Below are 18,440 nucleotides of genomic sequence, written 5' to 3' on the forward strand. Positions count from 1 at the left end.
AAGCACACCTCATGCGTTCCCGCGGGAATGCGGTCAAGGTCACCGGCTTGACGACGTTCCCGCGGGAACGTCACCAGCCCTTGGAATCGGTCATCTAGGGGCCTCGACGCGGCCGGGCGCTGACGTGTGGTCCTCCCCCGGGGCGTTTTGTGCACAAAGCGCCCCTGAGGCGGTATGTGCACAAAACGCCCGGGGTCAGCCCCAGCCGAGTTCGTGGAGGCGGTCCTCCTCGATGCCGAAGTGGTGCGCGATCTCGTGGACGACGGTGATCGTGACCTCGTCGACCACGTCGTCCTCGGTCTCGCAGATGTCGCAGATCGCCTCGCGGTAGATCATGATCCGGTCCGGCAGCGCCCCGCCGTAGTCCCAGCCGCGCTCGGTCAGCGCGTAGCCCTCGTAGAGCCCCAGCAGCTCGGGTTCCTCGGGGTTGCGGTCCTCGACCAGGACGACGACGTTGTCCAGCAGCGCCATCAGCTCGGCCGGCACCTGGTCCAGCGCATCGGCGACGAGCTCCTCGAACTGCTCCAGCGGCAGGGCGTTCACCAGCTGGTCGGCAGCGGCCGGCCCTCCTCGTAGCCCGCCGAGCTCTGCACCCCCAGCACCGCGCGCTGGTGCAACTGGTCGACGGTCCGCGCACCCGCGTACGTGCAGGAGGAGCGCACGCCGGCCACGATCTGGTCGATCAGGTCCTCGACGCCGGGGCGCTGCGGGTCCAGGTACATCCGGGACGACGAGATGCCCTCCTCGAACAGCCCGGCCCGCGCCCGCTCGAAGCCGCTCTGCGTCGCCGTCCGCGCCTTGACCGCGCGCGCCGACGCCATGCCGAAGGACTCCTTGTAGAGCCGGCCGCCGTCGTCGTGCACGTCGCCGGCGGACTCGTAGGTGCCGGCGAACCAGGAGCCGACCATCACGTTGGCCGCGCCGGCGGCGAGCGCGAGCGCGATGTCGCGGGGGTGCCGCACCCCGCCGTCGGCCCAGACGTGCTTGCCGAGCGAGCGCGCCTCGGCGGCGCACTCCTCGACGGCGGAGAACTGCGGCCGCCCGACGCCGGTCATCATCCGGGTGGTGCACATGGCGCCGGGGCCCACGCCGACCTTGACGACGTCGGCACCGGCCTCGACGAGGTCGCGGGTGCCCTGCGCGGTCACCACGTTGCCGGCGACGACCGGCGCGGCGCCGGCCACCGAGCGGGCCGCGCGGACCGCCTCGATCGCCTTCTCCTGGTGCCCGTGTGCGGTGTCGACGACCAGCACGTCGACGCCGGCGGCCAGCAGCGCACCGGCCTTGCCCGCGACGTCGCCGTTGATCCCGACGGCGGCCGAGGTGAGCAGGTGCCCGTCGGCGTTCACGGCAGGGGTGTACAGCGACGAGCGCAGCGCGCCCTTCCGGGTGATGACGCCGACCAGCCGGTCGCCCTCCACCACGGGTGCGGCGCTCACCCGCTCGCCGGAGAGCACGTCGAAGATCTTGGTGAGGTCCGTGCCGGCCGGGATGGTCAGCGGGTCGGGCGTCATCACCTCGGAGAGCTGGGTGAACCGGTCCACGCCCTGGCACTGCCCGTCGGTGACGACGCCGACCGGCGAGCCGTCCTCGACGACCACGACGATGCCGTGCGCGCGCTTGGTCAGCAGCGACAGCGCCTCGCCCACCGTCGAGGCGGGGGAGAGGGTGATCGGGGTGTCGTAGACGGGGTGCCGGGTCTTGATCCACGAGACGACCTCGGCGACGACGTCGACCGGGATGTCCTGCGGGAGGACGGCCAGGCCGCCGCGGCGGGCGACGGTCTCGGCCATGCGCCGGCCGGAGATCGCCGTCATGTTGGCGACGACGATCGGGATCGTGGTGCCCACGCGGTCGGGCGTGCGCAGGTCGACCTCCAGCCGCGACCCGACGGTCGAGTGCGCCGGCACCATGAAGACGTCGGCGTAGGTCAGGTCGTGCGAGGGCCGCTGCAGGAAGCGCATGGCGGCCATTGTCCCCGATCCGCCGGACCTCCCGGGGTGGTGCGGGGGAAGTAGCGCTCTGCCCCGCCGGCGTGGGCAGAGCGCGACTACCGGGGAGGGGTGCCCGGGAGGGCGGAGCAGCCGGAGGTGTGCGGCCGGATTGGGCAAGACTTGCCCGGCGCGGATCCGCGGTGCGCCGCCGCCGCGTGGCTACCGTCCGCGGCGGAGGGCTCCGGGCAGCGGTCGCCCGGCGAGCGGGCGGCGAGGTGGTCGGGCATGGCGCTGCGCCCAGCACGCGCACGGGCAGGCCGGCGTCGCGCCGCGGTCGTCGGCGCCCTCGTGGCCGCCGCCGCGCTCGCGCCCACGCCGGCGGGTGCCGACGCCGACAAGACCGGCGTCCGGGCGCTCACCGCGCAGACCGCCCCGCTGGTCCCCGGCCAGTCGGCCTGGGTCTCGGTCGTGTGGACCGCCGACCGGACGGTGACGGACTGGTCCACCACGGTCAGCGCGCCGCCGGGCGTCGCGGTCACCTACCCGACCACCCGCGGCGGCTCGGACACCTCGCTGTACGGCTCGGACACCCTCGTCGGCACCACCCGGGACTTCACCGCGTTCCGGCTCCAGGTGCCGCACACGCAGACGGCGCCGTTCCAGGTGACCCTCCGCTCGACCTACACCGACACCTGCGGCGACAACGGGCAGTGCAAGGAGCAGGGCGGCGGCAACGACGACAAGGCCCGCGCGCACATAACCACGGCCACCGTCACCGTGCCCGTGCAGCCCGCCACCGGGCCCGCCTTCACCCAGCCGACGACGACGCTGGCGGTCGCCGCGGGCAGCAACGGCTTCCACGACATCGCGTTCACCGGCGGGCAGGCCGACCTCGCCGACTTCACCGTCCGCCTGGGCGCCCTGCCCGCGGGACTCGCCGTCGCCTACCCCGGCGACGCGGCGGTCAGCCGTCCCGCTCGCGGCAGCACGCTGACCGGCGGCACCACCGACCACGTCTCCGTCCGCCTCGACGCCACCGCGCTGCCCCCGGGGAGCTACACCGTGCCGCTGGTCGTCACCTGGACCGCCGCCGCGCCGCAGACCGCCGCCGGGACGGTGACCCTCGATGTCCGCTGACCGCCCGGCGTCCCGGCTCGCCGCCGTCTGCGTGGCGGTGGTCCTGCTCTCCGGCGCCACGGCCTGCGGTGGGCAGGCGGACGCGGGTACCGCCGCGGCGGGGACGCCCGCCGACGACACCACCCGCCGCATCGCCGAGGTGGAGTTCGCCCGGCAGTGCGCCATCGGGTCGGTCAGCTTCGCCGACGAGGCCGGCATCACCGCGCACCTCGACGAGCGGCTGGCCGCCGCCGGCTTCGACCACCAGGAGTGGAAGCGGTGGCACGACGCGCTGGTCGGCTCCCCGGAACTCGTCGAGCAGTTCGCCGAGGTCAGCGCCGCGGGCTGCCCCGCGGGCTGACCGGTCAGCGGGCGGCGAGCTCCGCGGTCGGGGCGTCCGCGAAGCCCACCCGCGGCATCGCGCTCCACACCGGGTCGCGCCGGGTCAGCGCCGCCACCAGGCCGCGCAGCCGGAACCAGGCGTGCGCCTGGCGGTAGCCGAGGTTCTCCACCAGGGCCGCCACGACCAGCCCGAGCAGGTCCCGGCCGCGCCGGTAGCGGTGGTAGGTGAGCACCTCGACGGCGATGGCGGTGGTCGACAGCAGCGTCCCGACGGCGAGCGCCAGGCCCACCATCACCGCGGCCACCCCGAGGTCGAGGATCCCCAGCCCCGCGGCCAGCGCGACCGAGGCCAGCCCGACCACCTCCACGACCGGCCCGAGCAGCTCGAAGACCAGGAAGAACGGCAGCGCCATCGTGCCGACGGCGCCGAAGCGCGGGTTGCCGATCATCCGGCGGTGCTTCCACAGCAGCTGCGCCAGCCCGTGCGACCAGCGCCGCCGCTGCCGCGCCAGCACACCCAGGGTCTCGGGCACCTCGGTCCAGCACACCGGCTCGGGGACGAAGACGACGCGGTGCGGCGCCCCGGCCCGCCGCTGGTGCTCCAGCAGGCTGACCACGAGCTCGGCGTCCTCGGCCAGCGAGCGGGGGTCCAGCCCGCCGATCTCCAGCAGCAGGTCGCGGCGGAACAGCCCGAAGGCCCCGGAGATGATGAGCAGCGCGTTGGCGTCGGCCCAGCCGGTGCGGCCGAGCAGGAACGAGCGCAGGTACTCGACCGCCTGGATGCGGACCAGCCAGTTGCGCGACAGCCGCGGCTCCACGACGGTCCCGCGGTCGGTCAGCGCCCCGTTGGCCGCGCGGATCACGCCGCCCGCGGCGATCACGTTCGCCGGGTCCTCGACGAAGGGGCGGGCCACCCGCAGGACGGCGTCCTCCTCCAGCAGCGAGTCGGCGTCGACCATGCACACCAGCGGGTGGCGGGCGACGTTCAGCGCCGCGTTGAGCGCGTCGGACCGACGGCCGACGCTGCGCTTGCGGATGACGACGAGCGGGTCGCCGGTGGTCGCCCGGTGCACCGACAGGACCTCGCCGTCGACGGGCAGGTCCGCGGTGCGGCGCGGGGTGGTCTCGGTCAGCCGGTAGCGCTCGGCGACCAGGTCGAAGGTGCGGTCGGTGGAGCCGTCGTCGACGAGCACCACCTCGAGCGCGGGGTAGCGCTGGCCGAGCGCGGCCCGCAGCGTGTCGAGGATGCCGGCCTCCTCGTCGTGCGCCGGGATCAGCAGCGACACCGCCGGGGTCAGGGGGCTGGCGAAGAGCTCGCCGTGCCCCTCGGAGCCCCGCCAGTGCCGGGCCTCGGCGACGCGGCGGGCACCCAGCAGGACGAGGCCAGCATGCTCAGGTCGAGCAGCAGCGTGTAGCCGAGGACGGTCCAGCTCGCGGTGAGCAGGGCGTCGGTCAGGAAGCCGGTCACCGGGCACCGGCCGGCTCGGGCCGGCGCGGGCCCGCGAGGAGCTCGTCGAGGGCGGCCCGCGCGACGGGGGCGGCGGCGCCGGTGCCCCCTGCCACCTCCTGCAGCGCGGTGCGGCCCTCGCCGCCGAGCCGGGCGAGCGCGTCGGCGCACACGCTGCGCACGGCGACGTCCGGCGCGGCGAGGCCGGCCAGCAGCGGGACGGTGGCGACCGGGTCGCCGACCCGGCCGAGGGCCTCGGCGGCGGCCCGCTGGAGCCGGTGGTCCGGGGAGTTGGTCAGCGCGGCGACGAGCGGCTCGGTCGACGTCGGGGAGCCGATCCGGCCGAGCGCGGTGGCCGCGGCCCGGCGCACGGGCAGGTCCTCGGCGGCGTCGCGCAGCAGCCCCTCCAGCGCGGCGGTGGCGGAGGCGTCGCCGTGCACGCCGAGCAGTTCGGCGACGAGCTCGCGGGCGTTGCCGCGGGAGGCGGTCAGGGCGTCGCGCAGGGCCGGCAGGGCCGCGGCGCCGAGGTCGAGCAGGGCCATGCCCACGACCCCGTGCGGCAGGCCGGTCCCGCCGCGGGTGGCGCGCAGCAGGGGGGCGACGGCGGCGGGGTCACCGGCCTTGCCCAGGGCGCGGGCCGCGGCGCAGCGCACCTCGGGCGAGCGGTCGTCCAGCAGCGCAGCCATGGCAGCGAGGTGGTCGGTGCCGGCGGCGGAGCCGAGCAGGGTGACGGCGCGGCCGCGCCGCCAGGACTTGCGGGCCGAGAGGTCGGCGACCGCGCGGGGGACGACGCCCCGCTCGGCCAGCACCTGCCGGAGCACCTGCCGGTCGGTGCCGCGGAGCTGCGGGAGGAGCTCCAGCACGATGGCGTCGAGGTCGGCGTGGGCGCCCACGACGTCGGCGCGCGGAGCGCCGTCGGCCGGGTCGTCGTCGAGGAGGGCGTGCACGAGCGGGGTGAGCTCCCGCTTGCGCTGCACGTCCCGCGCCCGGCGCCGTCCGCGGAGCAGGTGCGCGGTCGCGACCGCGCAGAGCAGGACGACGACCAGACCGGTCACCGCTGCGCCGGCGAGGAGCACCGGTGCGAGCGGGACGTTCACGCGACGACGCTGCCCGGGGGGAGGGCCGCGGTCACGCGGCTGACCAGCTCGCGGGTGCTGAACGGCTTGGCGACGAAGTCGGTGGCACCCGCGGCGAAGCCGCGCTCGAGGTCGGGCTCCTGCGCCTTGGCGGTGAGCAGCAGCACGGGGGTGCGGGCCAGGCCGGCGTCGTCGTCCTCGCGCAGGGCGCGGCACACCTCCAGGCCGTTCATCCGCGGCATCATCCAGTCGAGGACCACGAGGTCGGGGCGCAGCTGCCGGGCGGCCGCGAGGCCCGCCTCGCCGTCCCTCTCCACGGACACCTCGAGGCCCATCCGGCCGAGGCGGAACGCGACGAGGTCGGCGATGACGGGGTCGTCGTCGACGACGAGCACGTGGGTCATGGGGCTCCGATCGGAGGGGGTGGACCTCCCCCGCATCGGCACGGGCGCCGGGGAACTGAAGCCGCCGGGAGCCGGGACGTCCGGTCCCGTTCCGCCTCAAGCAGCCGGCTCCCGCGACCGACACCACAGGGGTGCGCCTCCTCCCGCGTCCCCTGACCGACGCCGCCGACGCCCGCCCGCTGCGGGCGCTGCTGCGCCGGCCGATGCTCGTCGCCCTCGCCGCCCTCACCACGGTGGCGCTGACCACGCTCGCGCTGGCCCTCCTGGTGGTCACCGTGATCGGGCCGCGGATCGACCGGGCCGAGGGGATGCTCCGGGCCGTCCAGGACGGCCACATCGCCATGCTCAACCAGGAGACCGGGCTGCGCGGCTTCCTGGTGACCCGTGAGGTGCGCTTCCTCCAGCCCTACTGGGCCGGCGTCGACGCCCTGGAGCGCAGCGACACCGCGCTGGACGAGCTCGACCCGGACGACGCGGAGCTCGCCGAGCGCGTGGCCGACCTGCGGGACGCGCAGCAGGACTTCATCACCGGCTGGGTGCAGCCCGTCCTGCGCAGCCAGCCCGCCGTCGGCGACACCGCGGCCCTCGCCGAACTCCTCAACCGCGACAAGGCGCTCTTCGACCGCTACCGCCAGGTGGAGGCCGAGGTGCGCGCCCTCATGAAGGAGCGCCGCGCGGAGCTGACCGGGCAGCGCAACGCCGTCGTCCTCGGCGGCGCGGGGCTGGGCCTGCTCGTGGCGCTGCTGGTGGCGCTCGCCGTCCGCCGGGCCAACCGCCGGCTCGCCGCCCAGCTGCTGCCCCCGACCCGCGAGGTGCGGGACGCGCTCGACGCCCTCACCTCCGGCGACCTGGACCGCCGGGCGCCCGAGGCCGGCCCCGCGGAGCTGCGCGACATCGCCGGGGACGTCAACGCCCTGGGCCAGGCGCTGCGGGAGCGCAGCGAGCAGGTCGCCGCCCGGGAGACCCAGCTCGTCGCCGCCCGCGACGAGGCCGAGCGCGCCGGCCAGGCCAAGACCGCGTTCCTGGCCACCATGAGCCACGAGATCCGGACGCCGCTCAACGCCGTCCTCGGGCTCACCGACCTGCTGCTGACGACGTCGCTCACCGACGAGCAGCGCGGGCACCTGGAGACCGTCTCGCGCAGCGGCGACAGCCTGCTGGCCCTGATCAACGACATCCTCGACTTCTCCAAGATCGAGGCCGGGGAGCTCGACCTGGAGCAGGCCCCGTTCGACCTGGCCGGGCTGGTCTACGACGTCGCGCAGCTGCTCGCCCCGCAGGCCGCCGGCAAGGGGCTGGACCTGCTGGTCGACGTCCCGGTGACCTGCTCGTGGCGCGCCGTCGGCGACGCCGCCCGGCTGCGGCAGGTGCTCACCAACCTGCTGGGCAACGCGGTCAAGTTCACCGCCTCCGGCCAGGTGCTGGTCAGCCTCGCCGGCAAGGAGACCGACGGGGTGCTCACCTGCCGGCTCGCCGTCAGCGACACCGGCATCGGCATTCCGGCCGCCCAGCGGCACCGGCTGTTCCGGTCCTTCAGCCAGGGCGACGCCTCGATCACCCGCTCCTACGGCGGCACCGGTCTGGGGCTGGCCATCAGCCAGCGGATCGCACGGGCGATGGGCGGCGACATCACCGTCGACAGCGTGGAGGGCAGCGGCTCCACGTTCACCGTCACCGTGCAGCTGCCCGTCGCCCCGCCGGCGCCCGAGGACGACCGCAGCGGCAGCCTCACCGGCCGCCGGCTGCTGCTGGTCGACGACAACCCGACCAACCTGCGCATCCTCGAGCACCAGCTCGGCCGCGCGGGGGCGACCTGCGTCCTGGCCGGCAGCGGGGCGGAGGCGCTCGAGCAGGTCGACGCCGGGGACTTCGACGCCTGCCTGCTGGACCTGCACATGCCCTTCATGGACGGCGAGGAGCTGGCCCGGCGCCTGCGCGCCCACCCGCGCGCGGGCCGCATGCCGCTGGTGCTGCTCAGCAGCGCCGCGCACATCCCCTGCGACGGGGGTGCGGCGTTCGAGGCGCGGCTGCACAAGCCGGTCCGCCCCGAGCGGCTGGTGCAGACCCTGCGCTCGGTGCTCCAGCGCGACGCGGCCGGCGCTCCCGACGGCGGCGCGCAGCCCTACGGGACCGGCGTCGGCGGCCGGCCGCTGCGCGTGCTCGTCGCCGAGGACCACGCCGTCAACGCCCACCTGATCGGCCTCTACCTGCGCCAGCTCGGGCACGACGGCGTGCACGTGGGGAACGGTGAGCTGGCCGTGGAGGCGGTCCGGTCCGACCGGTTCGACGTCGTCCTCATGGACGCGCAGATGCCCGTCATGGGCGGGGTCGCCGCCACCGCGGCGATCCGCGGCCTCGACGTGCCGCAGCCGGCCGTCATCGCCGTCACCGCCAGCGTGCTGGCCAGCGACCGGAACGCCTTCCTCGACGCCGGCGCCGACGAGTTCCTGACCAAGCCGGTGCGCATGGGCACCCTCGGCGACGCGCTGGAGCGGGTCGCCACCGGCCGGCTGGGCGCCCGTCCCGCGCCCGCCCCGGTCACGGCCGGGCCGGGGCCGGCCGGGGACGGCGTGCTCGACGCGGAGACCGTGGCCGAGCTGCGCGACCTCGGCGAGGACGGCTTCACGCACCTCTACCGGCAGTACGCGGAGACGCTGGCGCAGACGGTCGCCGCGCTGCTGGCCGCCGACGTCACAACCGACGCGGACGACGACGCCGGGCTGCCGCGGCTCGCCCACCGGCTCAAGGGCAGCAGCGCCGCGATGGGCGCGCTCCGGCTGGCCGGCGTCTGCCACCGGCTGGAGGACGCCGCCGCGGCGCCGGCCGACCGGGCCGAGGCGCTCGCCGCGCTGCGCGACGAGAGCCGGCTGGTGCACGCCGCCGTCGCCGGTCTGCTGGACGCCCCGTGACCGCCGGGCCCTGCTGCCGGGCACGTCGCCCGGGCCCGGATGACACCATGGCTCCGTGATCGACCTGCGCCTGGTGCGGGAGCACCCCGACGTCGTCCGAGCCAGCCAGCGTGCCCGGGGCGCCGACGAGTCCCTGGTCGACGCGCTGCTGGACGCCGACGCCGCCCGCCGCGACGCGGTGAAGCGGGGCGACGACCTGCGCGCCGAGCAGAAGAGCGCCTCGCAGGCGGTCAAGAAGGCCACCCCCGAGGAGCGTCCCGCCGTCCTCGAGCGGGCCAAGGCCCTGGCCGCCGAGGTGAAGCAGGCCGAGGAGGCGCAGCGCACCGCCGAAGCGGCGCTCCGCGAGGTGCACCTGCGCATCCCGAACGTCGTCGCGGACGAGGTGCCGCCCGGCGGTGAGGACGACGCGGTGACGCTGCGCACCGTCGGCGAGGTGCCCGCCTACGACTTCGAGCCGCGCGACCACATCGAGATCGGTGAGGCCCTCGGCGCGATCGACATGGAGCGCGGCGCCAAGGTCTCGGGCTCCCGCTTCTACTTCCTCACCGGCCCCGGTGCGCTGCTGGAGTTCGCGCTGGCCCAGCTGGCGATCAGCCGCGCCGTCGCCGCCGGCTTCACCCCGGTGGTCGCGCCCGCCCTGGTCAAGCCCAGCGCCATGGAGGGCACCGGGTTCCTCGGCGAGCACGACGAGGAGGTGTACCGGATCGAGCGGGACGACCTGTACCTCGTCGGCACCTCCGAGGTGGCGCTGGCCGGCATGCACGCCGGCGAGGTGCTCGACCTGGCGGGCGGGCCGAAGCGGTACGCCGGCTGGTCCTCCTGCTTCCGCCGCGAGGCCGGCTCCTACGGCAAGGACACCCGCGGCATCATCCGCGTGCACTGGTTCGACAAGGTCGAGATGTTCAGCTTCTGCCGGCCCGAGGACGCCGCCGACGAGCACCTGCGGCTGCTGGCGTGGGAGGAGGAGTTCCTCCAGGCCCTGGAGCTGCCCTACCGCGTCGTCGACATCGCCGCCGGTGACCTCGGCACCAGCGCCACCCGCAAGTACGACATCGAGGCGTGGTTCCCCACCCAGGGCACCTATCGTGAGCTGACGTCGACGTCGGACTGCACCACCTTCCAGGCCCGACGGCTGGGCATCCGCTACAAGGACGACGAGGGCCGCAACCAGACCGCGGCCACCCTCAACGGCACGCTGTGCGCCATCGCCCGCACCATCGCCTGCCTGCTGGAGGTGCACCAGCGGGCCGACGGGTCGGTGCACGTGCCGGTCGCGCTGCGGCCCTGGCTGGGCGGCGTCGCGGAGCTCACCCCGGGCATGACGCTGGCGGCCCCGGTGCCGGGCGCATGACGGGCACCGCGCCGCGGGCCGTCCGCGCCCACGGGGTCCTCGAGGGCGCGGACACCGTCGTCGAGCTCGGCGACCTGGGCCCGTGGCGGCCCAAGCTCGTGGCCAGCGACCTCGACGGCACGCTGCTGGGCCCCGACGGCGAGGTCAGCGCCCGCACCCGGGCGGCGCTGGACGCCTGCTGGGCGGCGGGCATCCCCGTCATCGGCGTCACCGGCCGCGGGCCCCGCCTGCTCGACAGCGTGCGCGCCGCGCTCGACGGCCGCGGCATCGCCGTCCTCTCGCAGGGCGGCTTCGTCGTCGACCTGGAGCGGGACGAGGTGCTGCGCACCGTCGCGCTCCCGCGGGAGCAGGCCGAGCGGGTGGTCGAGCAGATCGAGGCGGTGGCCGGTGACCTGCTGGTCGCGGTCGAGGACGCCGCCGAGCAGGGCGAGGTGCACGCCCGCCTGCGGGTCCAGCACGGCTTCGACTGGCCCTACCCGGAGCCCGCGCACCTGCTGCCGCGCGGCCGGGTGCTGCCCGAGCGCGCCGTCCTCAAGGTGTTCCTCCGGTCCTCGGCGCTCGACCAGGACGAGCTGCTGGCCCGGGCCCGGTCCGTCGTCGACCCGGCCGACGCCGAGCTCACGCACGCGGGGCTGGGATTCATCGAGGTGCTGCCGCCGGGGATCACCAAGGCCAGCGGGCTGGCGATGGCGCTGGAGCGCTACGGCGTCGGCTTCGGTGACGTGCTGGTGTTCGGCGACATGCCCAACGACCTGCCGATGCTCGCCGCGGTCCAGGAGGCCGGCGGCCGGGCGGTCGCGGTGGCCAACGCCCACCCGGCGGTGAAGGCGCTGACGCCGGAGCTCACCAGCGGGCACGAGGTCGACGGGGTGGCCCGCTACCTGGAGGCGGTGCTGGGCGATGTCTGACTGGAAGCCGCGGCTGATCGCCAGCGACATGGACGGCACCCTCCTGCGCTGGGACGACACGGTGAGCGAGGCCACGGTCGCCGAGCTCGCGCGCTGGCGGGACGACGGGGTGCCCGTCGTCCTGGCCACCGGCCGGCCGCCGCGCTGGATGCACCGCATCCGCGAGGTGCTGCGCACCGGCACCGCGGTCTGCTGCAACGGCGCGGTGCTGCTGGACCTGGAGCGGTTCGAGATCGTGCACGAGGAGCCGTTGGCGCCCGAGGTGCTCGAGTCGGTCACCACCGAGCTGCGGCGGCGCCAGCCCGACACCTGGTTCGCGGTCGAGTACGGCCTGGAGTTCCGTCACGAGCCGATCTACCGGCCGCGGTGGGACGTCGACGCGCCCGGCGTGGCCGAGGCGACGCTGGCGGAGATGGTCGCGCAGCCGGTCGCCAAGCTGCTGGCCCGGCACGAGTCGATGCCCCGGGACACCTTCGTCCGCCTGGTCGACGAGGTCGTCGGGGACCGCGCCACGGTCACCACCTCCTCGACCGACGCGCTGGCCGAGATCTCCGCCCCCGGGGTGACCAAGGCGACGGGGCTGGCGCGGGTCGCGGGCCGGCACGGCATCGGGCCCGAGGACGTCGTCGTCTTCGGCGACATGCCCAACGACATCGCCGCCTTCGAGTGGGTGCGCGACGGCGGGGGCCGGGCGGTCGCGATGGCCCACGCCCACCCCGACCTGCTCGCCGTCGCCACGGACGTGACCGGCACCAACGAGGACGACGGGGTCGCCGCGTTCCTGGCCGCGCTCTGACCCCCGACGGCCACCGTCCCGGCCACGATCAGGGCACCTGATCATCGAGCGTCCTCCCTCACCGCGCACGGTGAGGGAGGACGCTCTGCGTCGGGGGAGGACGAGCCGCGCGCACCCCGCCGGTGCGTCCTGTGCCCGGCCCCGCCGGTGGAGTGGGTACACCGCTCGGCTGCATTCCGGTCGTCCGCTTACCGAAAAGGGAGCACGACGGGTCCTCGGAGGATCGACCGACTTCACGGAAGCGAGCAGGCATGGATCACGCGCACGACCCCACCACGGCGGCAGAGCCGGGGGCCGACGGGGCCCGGCGGGCGGCGTCCGGCATCGGCCTGCGCGGCCGGCTGCTCGGCTCCATCCTCGTCGTCGCCCTCACCACGGTGGGTGTCGGGGCGTTCGGCATCCAGCGGATGTCGGTGCTCAGCGACCAGGCGCAGCAGGTGTACGACCGCGGCGCCATCCCCCTGAGCGCCCTGGAGAGGCTCGAGGCCGACTGGTGGAAGCTCTCCACCAACGTGGCCCGGGCCGCCATCCCCACCCTCCCGCCCGAGACGATCGCCAAGGCGCAGCGCGGCACGGTGGAGTCGACCGAGGTGCTGGCCGCGGACACCGCGGCGGTCGCGGAGATGCCGCTGGACGCGCCGACGCGTGCGGCGTTCGAGACCTTCGCCGGCGCGACCCAGGCCTACCTGGCCGCCCTGGGCGAGCTGCAGGCGGTGAGCGCCACCAACCCCGCCGCGATGCCCCCGCTGCTCAAGACCATGAGCGACAACGAGGTGGTCATCGCCGAGTCGCTGGTCGAGGCCACCGACGCGGCCTCCGCTGCCGCCCGCGCGACCGCGGCGGAGGCGGACGACGCCTACGAGACCGCCCGCACCCTGACCCTCCTGATCATCGCCGCGGGCCTGGTCGTCGCCGTGGTGCTCGCCGTCGTCGTCGCCCGCGGCGTCACCCGTCCCGTGCAGCGGATCCGCGAGGTGCTCGGCCAGGTCGCCGCCGGTGACCTCACCGTCCGCGCCGGCCGCACCGGGGGCGCCGAGCTCGGCGAGATGGCCGTCTCCCTGGACGAGACGCTGGACTCGATCGGCAACGTGCTGGTGCTGGTCAACGACTCCTCCAACCGCCTCGCGGCCGCGTCGTCCCAGCTGAACTCCGCCGCCGAGGGCATGCGGGAGAACGCCCGCCTCGCCGCCGGTCAGGCCGACGAGGTGGTGACCTCGGCGGGTGCGGTGGCGTCGAGCGTGGACACGGTGGCGACGGGTTCGTCGCAGATGGAGTCGGCGATCCGGGAGATCGCGCACAACGCGACCGAGGCGGCGCGGGTGGCCGGTCAGGCGGTGGGTGTCGCGGAGACGACGACGCGCACGGTGGGCAAGCTGGGTGACTCCTCGCAGGAGATCGCCACGGTGATCAAGCTGATCAACGGCATCGCCGAGCAGACCAACCTGCTGGCGCTCAACGCCACGATCGAGGCCGCCCGGGCCGGTGAGGCGGGCAAGGGCTTCGCCGTGGTGGCCTCGGAGGTCAAGGAGCTGGCGCAGGAGACGGCGCGGGCGACCGAGGACATCTCCCAGCGGGTGGAGGCGATCCAGGCCGACACCGCCGGTGCGGTGGATGCGATCGGGCGGATCAGCCAGGTGATCGGGGAGATCAACGACTTCCAGGCGACGATCGCTGCGGCGGTGGAGGAGCAGACGGCGACGACGAACGAGATGAACCGCAACGTGGCCGAGGCCGCGAGCGGGTCGCAGGACATCGCAGCGGCGATCTCGGGTCTGGCGGCGGGGACGCAGGAGACCAACCACCGGGTCGAGGACGCGCAGCGGGCCGCGGCCGAGCTGGCGCGGATGAGCGGCGAGCTGCAGGACGCGGTGGCCCGCTTCCGCGTCTAGCCCTTCCGGCCACGATCAGGGCAGCTGATCATCGAGCGTCCTCCCTCACCGCGCACGGTGAGGGAGGACGCTCTGCGTCGGGGGAGGACGAGCCGCGGGCGACGGGAACGCGGTGCCTCGGACGGCGGTGCCTCGGTCGGCGACGGCGAGCCTGTGTCAGGCGACGGCGTCGGCCGGGTCGGACCCGGGCTCGGGCCGCCGGACCACCCGGAACCTGCGCGGGCCCGCCAGCGGCCTGGCCAGCAGGTGCCGGAGGCGTTCGGCCGGACCACGCAGCCCGGGGAGGTCCTCGTCGACGACGCGGACCACGCGCACCTCGAGGTCGCGGATGCGGTCCTCCCGGCGCCTCTCCCGCCACGCCACCTCGGCCGGGGTGCGGCCGTCGTAGGGGTCCTCGTACTTGATGCGCCCGTCGAACTCCACAGCGACACCGGCGTCCTCGAACCAGGCGTCCACCCGCGCGACGAAGCCCCGGGGCCCGTGCAGGTCCACCTGCAGCTCCGGGCAGGGCAGCCCGGCCTCCAGGAGAGCCAACCGCCCGCGCGTCTCCAGGGGCGACTCGGCCCGCCCGTCGGCGAGGCCCAGGGCTCGCGCCGCGCCGCCGATGCCCAGCCAGTGGCTCTGCGCGAGCACCGCCGCCGTCAGGTCGCGACGGCCCACGCGCTCCCGGAAGATCGCCGCGTCGAGGGCGACGACCGCGTCGGCGAGCGGCAGCTCCCGGGCGCAGTCGACGAGGGTCCGCGCCACCCCGGTCACCCGGAGCTGCCCGGTGTCGACGACGTCGCCCGGCGGGAGGGCCGCGGCGGCGATGCGGTACCCGTCGCCGGCCCGCCACTGCTCCGGGTCGGTCAGGCGGACGACGTCGTCGACATCGCGGGGGAGGACGAGGTCGTGGAAGCGGGCCGCCGAGGAGTGGCTGAGCACGCGCCCGGGGCGGAGTGCGGCGAGCGCGGCGGCTGCCGCGAGCAGGTGCCGGCCCCGTGGGTCGGCCGCGGCCCACGCCGGCTGCGCCACGTAGATGCCGCGGCGCAACCGGTGCCAGGCCCCCGACCCGACGGCCGACCGGATCTCGTCGGGGCGGAAACCGGCGCGGCGGGCGTCGGCGACGGTGAAGACGCCGCCACGGCGCTGCGCAGCGGCCTCGAGCAGTGGGTGCACGTCAGCAGTCTCGGGGTGACGGACGGCGGGACGGGGCCCCGTGGCGGATCTGTGGACAACCCGCGTCCACCCTCAGCGCGCCGTGTCCTCCCCCACGGTGGGCGGTGAGGGAGGACGCTCGATGATCAGGGGACCTGATCCCGGCCGCGGGCGCGTCAGAGGTACTGGCCGCCGCCGGGGTGCGGGTGCGGGCCCGGGGCCGGCTGCGAGCCGCCGGGCAGGGCCTTGCGGCGCATCTCCTCCAGCTGCGCGCGGGCGGCCATCTGCTGGGCGAACAACGCCGTCTGGATGCCGTGGAAGACACCCTCCAGCCAGCCCACCAGCTGCGCCTGGGCGATCCGCAGCTCCGCGTCCGACGGCGTCTCGCCCTCGCTGAAGGGCAGCGTGATCCGCTCCAGCTCCTCGCGCAGCTCGGGGGCCAGGCCCTGCTCCAGCTCGCGGATGGACGAGGCGTGGATGTCGCGCAGCCGGTTGCGGCTGGCGTCGTCCAGGGGCGCGGCGCGGACCTCCTCCAGGAGCTGCTTGATCATCGTGCCGATCCGCATGACCTTCGCGGGCTGCTCGACCAGCTCACCGACACCGGGGGCGCCGTCGCCGTCGTCGTCGGCACCCGGGGGCATCGGGAGGGCGCCGACCGGACGCCCGTCGGGGCCGACCACGACGACCTGCTGGGGGCGCTCGTTGCCGTTCTGCGGTGCAGTCATGGCCTCCATCCTGCCCGGTGCCCCCGACGCCCCGCCGGGCACCGGGACGGCGCCGGACCGCCCGGCTGCACGAACTAGGGTGCGGCCCATGTCATCGGGGGGCCGGCTGGACGTCGCGCAGGTCCGCGGCCTCTTCCCGGCGCTCTCCGACGGGTACGTGCACGCCGACGGCCCGGCCGGCTCGCTGGTGCCCGAGAACGTGGCGCACGCGGTGGGGTCCGCGATGCGCATGCCGGTCGCGGACCGGGGCGGGGTCTTCCCGGCGTCCGGGCGGGCGGAGGCGCTGGTCTCCGGGGCGCGCGCGGCCGTCGCCGACCTGGTGGGCGGCCGGCCCGGGGGCGTGGTGCTGGGGCCCAGCACGACCGCGCTGACCTACGGCATGGCCCGCGCGCTGGCCCGCACCTGGCGCCCCGGCGACGAGATCGTGCTGAGCCGGCTGGACCACGACGCCAACATCCGGCCCTGGCTGCAGCTCGCCGCCACCACCGGGGTGCGGGTGCGGTGGGCGGAGGTGGACATCGAGACCGGCGAGCTACCGGCGTGGCAGTACGCCGACCTGCTCAGCCGGCGCACCCGGCTGGTCGCGGTGACCGCGGCCAGCAACGCGCTGGGCACCCGCCCCGACGTCGCCGGCATCGCCGCGCAGGCCCACGCCGTCGGCGCGCTGGTCTATGTCGACGCCGCGCACGCCGCGCCGCACGTGTTCCTGGACAAGGCGTCGCTGGGGGCCGACCTGCTGGCGGTGTCGGCCTACAAGTGGTGCGGCCCGCACGTCGCCGCCGTGGTCGCCGACCCGGACCTGCTGAGCTACCTGCAGCCGGACAAGCTGCTGCCCTCCCCGGACCGGGTGCCCGACCGCTTCGAGACCGGGACGCCGCCGTTCGAGCTGTACGCGGGCGTGAGCGCCGCCGTCGACCACCTGGCGGGTCTGTGCGGGGACGCCGCCGGCAGCCGCCGCGACCGGCTGCGGGTCTCGATGGCCGCCGTCGCGCGGCACGAGGGGGACCTCTTCGACTGGCTGGACCAGGCGCTGCGCGCGATGCGGCACGTGCAGGTGATCGGGGAGCCCGAGCGCTGCACGCCGACGCTGTCGTTCACCGTCGCCGGCATGCGCCCCCGCCAGGTGGCCGCCGAGCTCGCGCGGGCCGGCATCTGCGCGTGGGACGGCGACTTCTACTCCCGCGAGCTCTTCGACGCCCTCGGGGTGAACGAGGACGGCGGAGCGGTGCGCCTGGGGCTCATGCACTACAACACCGCCGACGAGGTCGGCCGGATCATCGACGCTGTCGCCGCGCTCCGCTCCCGTTAGTCGCGGGTGACGAGCAGCACCTTGCCCACGTGCTCGCTGGCCTCCACCACCCGGTGAGCCTCGGCGGCCCGCGACATCGGCAGCCGCCGGTCGACGATCGGCCGGATCGTGCCGCGCTCGACGTCGGGCCACACGTCGTGCCGCACCGCCGCGACGATCCCCGCCTTGCCGCCGGGGCCGTCCACGGGGCGCGACCGCAGCGCGGTGGCGTGCACCGAGGCGCGCTTGGCCAGCAGCTTGCCCAGGTCCAGCTCCGCCTTCCGGCCGCCCTGCATGCCGATCACCACCAGCCGGCCGCCGACGGCGAGGGCGTCGACGTTGCGGGCCAGGTACTTGGCGCCCATGTTGTCCAGGACGACGTCGGCTCCGCGTCCGTCGGTGGCCTCCCGCACCCGCTCGACGAAGTCCTCGTCGCGGTAGTTGATGCCGACGTCGGCCCCCAGCTCGCGGCAGACGTCGAGCTTGGCCGCCGTCCCCGCCGTGGTGAGCACGCGGGCACCGGCGCGGGCGGCGAGCTGGATCGCCATCGTGCCGATACCGCTGGCCCCGCCGTGCACCAGGAAGGTGTCGCCCCGGCGGAGCCCGGCGAGCATGAACACGTTCGACCACACGGTGCAGGTGACCTCGGGCAGCGCCGCGGCGGTCGCCAGCTCCACGCCCGAGGGCCGCGGCAGCAGCTGGGGGGCGGGGACGGCGACCCGCTCGGCGTAGCCGCCGCCGGCCAGCAGGGCGCACACCTCGTCGCCGACCTTCCAACCGGTCACGCCCTCGCCGATCTCGCTGATGAGGCCGCTGCACTCGAGGCCGAGGACCTGGGTCGCCCCGGGCGGGGGTGAGTAGTTCCCCTGCCGCTGCAGGAGGTCGGCCCGGTTCACCGCCGTGGCGACGACGTCGACGATCACCTCACCGGGACCGCAATCCGGATCGGGCACCTCCGCCCAGGTCAGCACCTCGGGACCGCCGGGCTCAGTGATCGTCACCGCACGCATGCCCAGACCCTATGAGGAGCCCCGTTCCGCCGCCTGCTGCGTCGAGATGCGCGGGATCGTGCTCCCCGGACCGCGGGAACGCCCGCTTCCGCGCATCTCGACGCGCCC

16 protein-coding genes are annotated in these 18,440 nt (G+C 75.5%); 8 read left to right on the forward strand and 8 right to left on the reverse strand.

What is annotated here, in order from left to right; all coding sequences use genetic code 11:
• Nucleotides 1-195: 195 nt before the first annotated feature.
• Nucleotides 196-543 (reverse strand): metallopeptidase family protein, encoded by a 348-nt coding sequence (locus tag E9529_RS12160; RefSeq protein WP_236831408.1) that lies wholly within the window; start codon nt 541-543, stop codon nt 196-198.
• A complete protein-coding gene (locus E9529_RS12165) occupies nt 540-1,964 on the reverse strand; it encodes a GuaB1 family IMP dehydrogenase-related protein (RefSeq protein WP_236831409.1) in 1,425 nt (474 codons plus the stop codon). The genes E9529_RS12160 and E9529_RS12165 overlap by 4 nt, the downstream gene beginning before the upstream one ends.
• Nucleotides 1,965-2,219: 255 nt before the next feature.
• Between E9529_RS12165 and E9529_RS12170 the strand changes: the two genes are divergently transcribed.
• Together E9529_RS12170 and E9529_RS12175 are read left to right on the forward strand one after the other, a co-directional pair.
• The gene (locus tag E9529_RS12170) at nt 2,220-3,071 is read left to right on the forward strand and encodes a hypothetical protein (RefSeq protein WP_236831410.1); all 852 of its coding nucleotides are present in this window, start codon (nt 2,220-2,222) and stop codon (nt 3,069-3,071) included.
• Complete coding sequence (locus E9529_RS12175; protein ID WP_236831411.1) at nt 3,061-3,411, forward strand: hypothetical protein; 351 nt, start codon at nt 3,061-3,063, stop codon at nt 3,409-3,411. Before E9529_RS12170 ends, E9529_RS12175 begins: the two co-directional genes overlap by 11 nt.
• 4 nt (nt 3,412-3,415) lie before the next feature.
• Here the strand turns inward: E9529_RS12175 and E9529_RS12180 are convergent, their stop codons facing one another.
• The 3 genes from E9529_RS12180 to E9529_RS12190 form a co-directional block, all read right to left on the reverse strand.
• On the reverse strand, nt 3,416-4,678 hold the full coding sequence (locus E9529_RS12180) for a glycosyltransferase family 2 protein (protein ID WP_236831412.1): 1,263 nt from the start codon (nt 4,676-4,678) through the stop codon (nt 3,416-3,418).
• Nucleotides 4,679-4,856: 178 nt separating this feature from the next.
• Nucleotides 4,857-5,936 (reverse strand): HEAT repeat domain-containing protein, encoded by a 1,080-nt coding sequence (locus E9529_RS12185; RefSeq protein ID WP_236831413.1) that lies wholly within the window; start codon nt 5,934-5,936, stop codon nt 4,857-4,859.
• On the reverse strand, nt 5,933-6,319 hold the full coding sequence (locus E9529_RS12190) for a response regulator transcription factor (RefSeq protein ID WP_236831414.1): 387 nt from the start codon (nt 6,317-6,319) through the stop codon (nt 5,933-5,935). Before E9529_RS12190 ends, E9529_RS12185 begins: the two co-directional genes overlap by 4 nt.
• A 131-nt stretch (nt 6,320-6,450) precedes the next feature.
• Here E9529_RS12190 and E9529_RS12195 point away from each other — a divergent pair, with 131 nt between their 5' ends.
• The 5 genes from E9529_RS12195 to E9529_RS12215 all read left to right on the forward strand — a co-directional run bounded on the left by E9529_RS12195 (nt 6,451) and on the right by E9529_RS12215 (nt 14,172).
• Nucleotides 6,451-9,228: a response regulator gene (locus tag E9529_RS12195; RefSeq protein ID WP_236831415.1), complete on the forward strand. Its 2,778-nt coding sequence runs from the start codon at nt 6,451-6,453 to the stop codon at nt 9,226-9,228.
• Nucleotides 9,229-9,283: 55 nt separating this feature from the next.
• Nucleotides 9,284-10,579, forward strand: coding sequence for a serine--tRNA ligase (gene serS / locus E9529_RS12200; protein WP_236831416.1), 1,296 nt, complete (start codon nt 9,284-9,286; stop codon nt 10,577-10,579).
• Nucleotides 10,576-11,487 carry an HAD family hydrolase gene (locus E9529_RS12205; RefSeq protein ID WP_236831417.1) on the forward strand — a complete coding sequence of 304 codons (912 nt, stop codon included), beginning with the start codon at nt 10,576-10,578 and terminating at the stop codon, nt 11,485-11,487. The genes serS and E9529_RS12205 overlap by 4 nt, the downstream gene beginning before the upstream one ends.
• The gene (locus E9529_RS12210; RefSeq protein ID WP_236831418.1) at nt 11,480-12,283 is read left to right on the forward strand and encodes an HAD family hydrolase; all 804 of its coding nucleotides are present in this window, start codon (nt 11,480-11,482) and stop codon (nt 12,281-12,283) included. Before E9529_RS12205 ends, E9529_RS12210 begins: the two co-directional genes overlap by 8 nt.
• 251 nt (nt 12,284-12,534) lie before the next feature.
• A complete protein-coding gene (locus E9529_RS12215) occupies nt 12,535-14,172 on the forward strand; it encodes a methyl-accepting chemotaxis protein (RefSeq protein ID WP_236831419.1) in 1,638 nt (545 codons plus the stop codon).
• 156 nt (nt 14,173-14,328) lie between these two features.
• Here the strand turns inward: E9529_RS12215 and E9529_RS12220 are convergent, their stop codons facing one another.
• Together E9529_RS12220 and E9529_RS12225 are read right to left on the reverse strand one after the other, a co-directional pair.
• A complete protein-coding gene (locus E9529_RS12220) occupies nt 14,329-15,330 on the reverse strand; it encodes a type IV toxin-antitoxin system AbiEi family antitoxin domain-containing protein (RefSeq protein WP_236831420.1) in 1,002 nt (333 codons plus the stop codon).
• Between the two features lie 155 nt (nt 15,331-15,485).
• Nucleotides 15,486-16,034: a bacterial proteasome activator family protein gene (locus E9529_RS12225; protein ID WP_236831421.1), complete on the reverse strand. Its 549-nt coding sequence runs from the start codon at nt 16,032-16,034 to the stop codon at nt 15,486-15,488.
• A gap of 88 nt (nt 16,035-16,122) precedes the next feature.
• Here E9529_RS12225 and E9529_RS12230 point away from each other — a divergent pair, with 88 nt between their 5' ends.
• The gene (locus tag E9529_RS12230; RefSeq protein WP_236831422.1) at nt 16,123-17,343 is read left to right on the forward strand and encodes a cysteine desulfurase-like protein; all 1,221 of its coding nucleotides are present in this window, start codon (nt 16,123-16,125) and stop codon (nt 17,341-17,343) included.
• Here E9529_RS12230 and E9529_RS12235 read toward each other — a convergent pair.
• Entirely contained in the window at nt 17,340-18,332 is a 993-nt protein-coding gene (locus E9529_RS12235; RefSeq protein ID WP_236831423.1) for an NAD(P)H-quinone oxidoreductase, read from the reverse strand. The two genes, E9529_RS12230 and E9529_RS12235, sit on opposite strands and share 4 nt — an antisense overlap.
• Between the last annotated feature and the right edge of the window lie 108 nt (nt 18,333-18,440).

It is taken from the genome of Blastococcus sp. KM273128 (assembly GCF_021698975.1).
Taxonomy (GTDB): Bacteria; Actinomycetota; Actinomycetes; order Mycobacteriales; family Geodermatophilaceae; genus Blastococcus.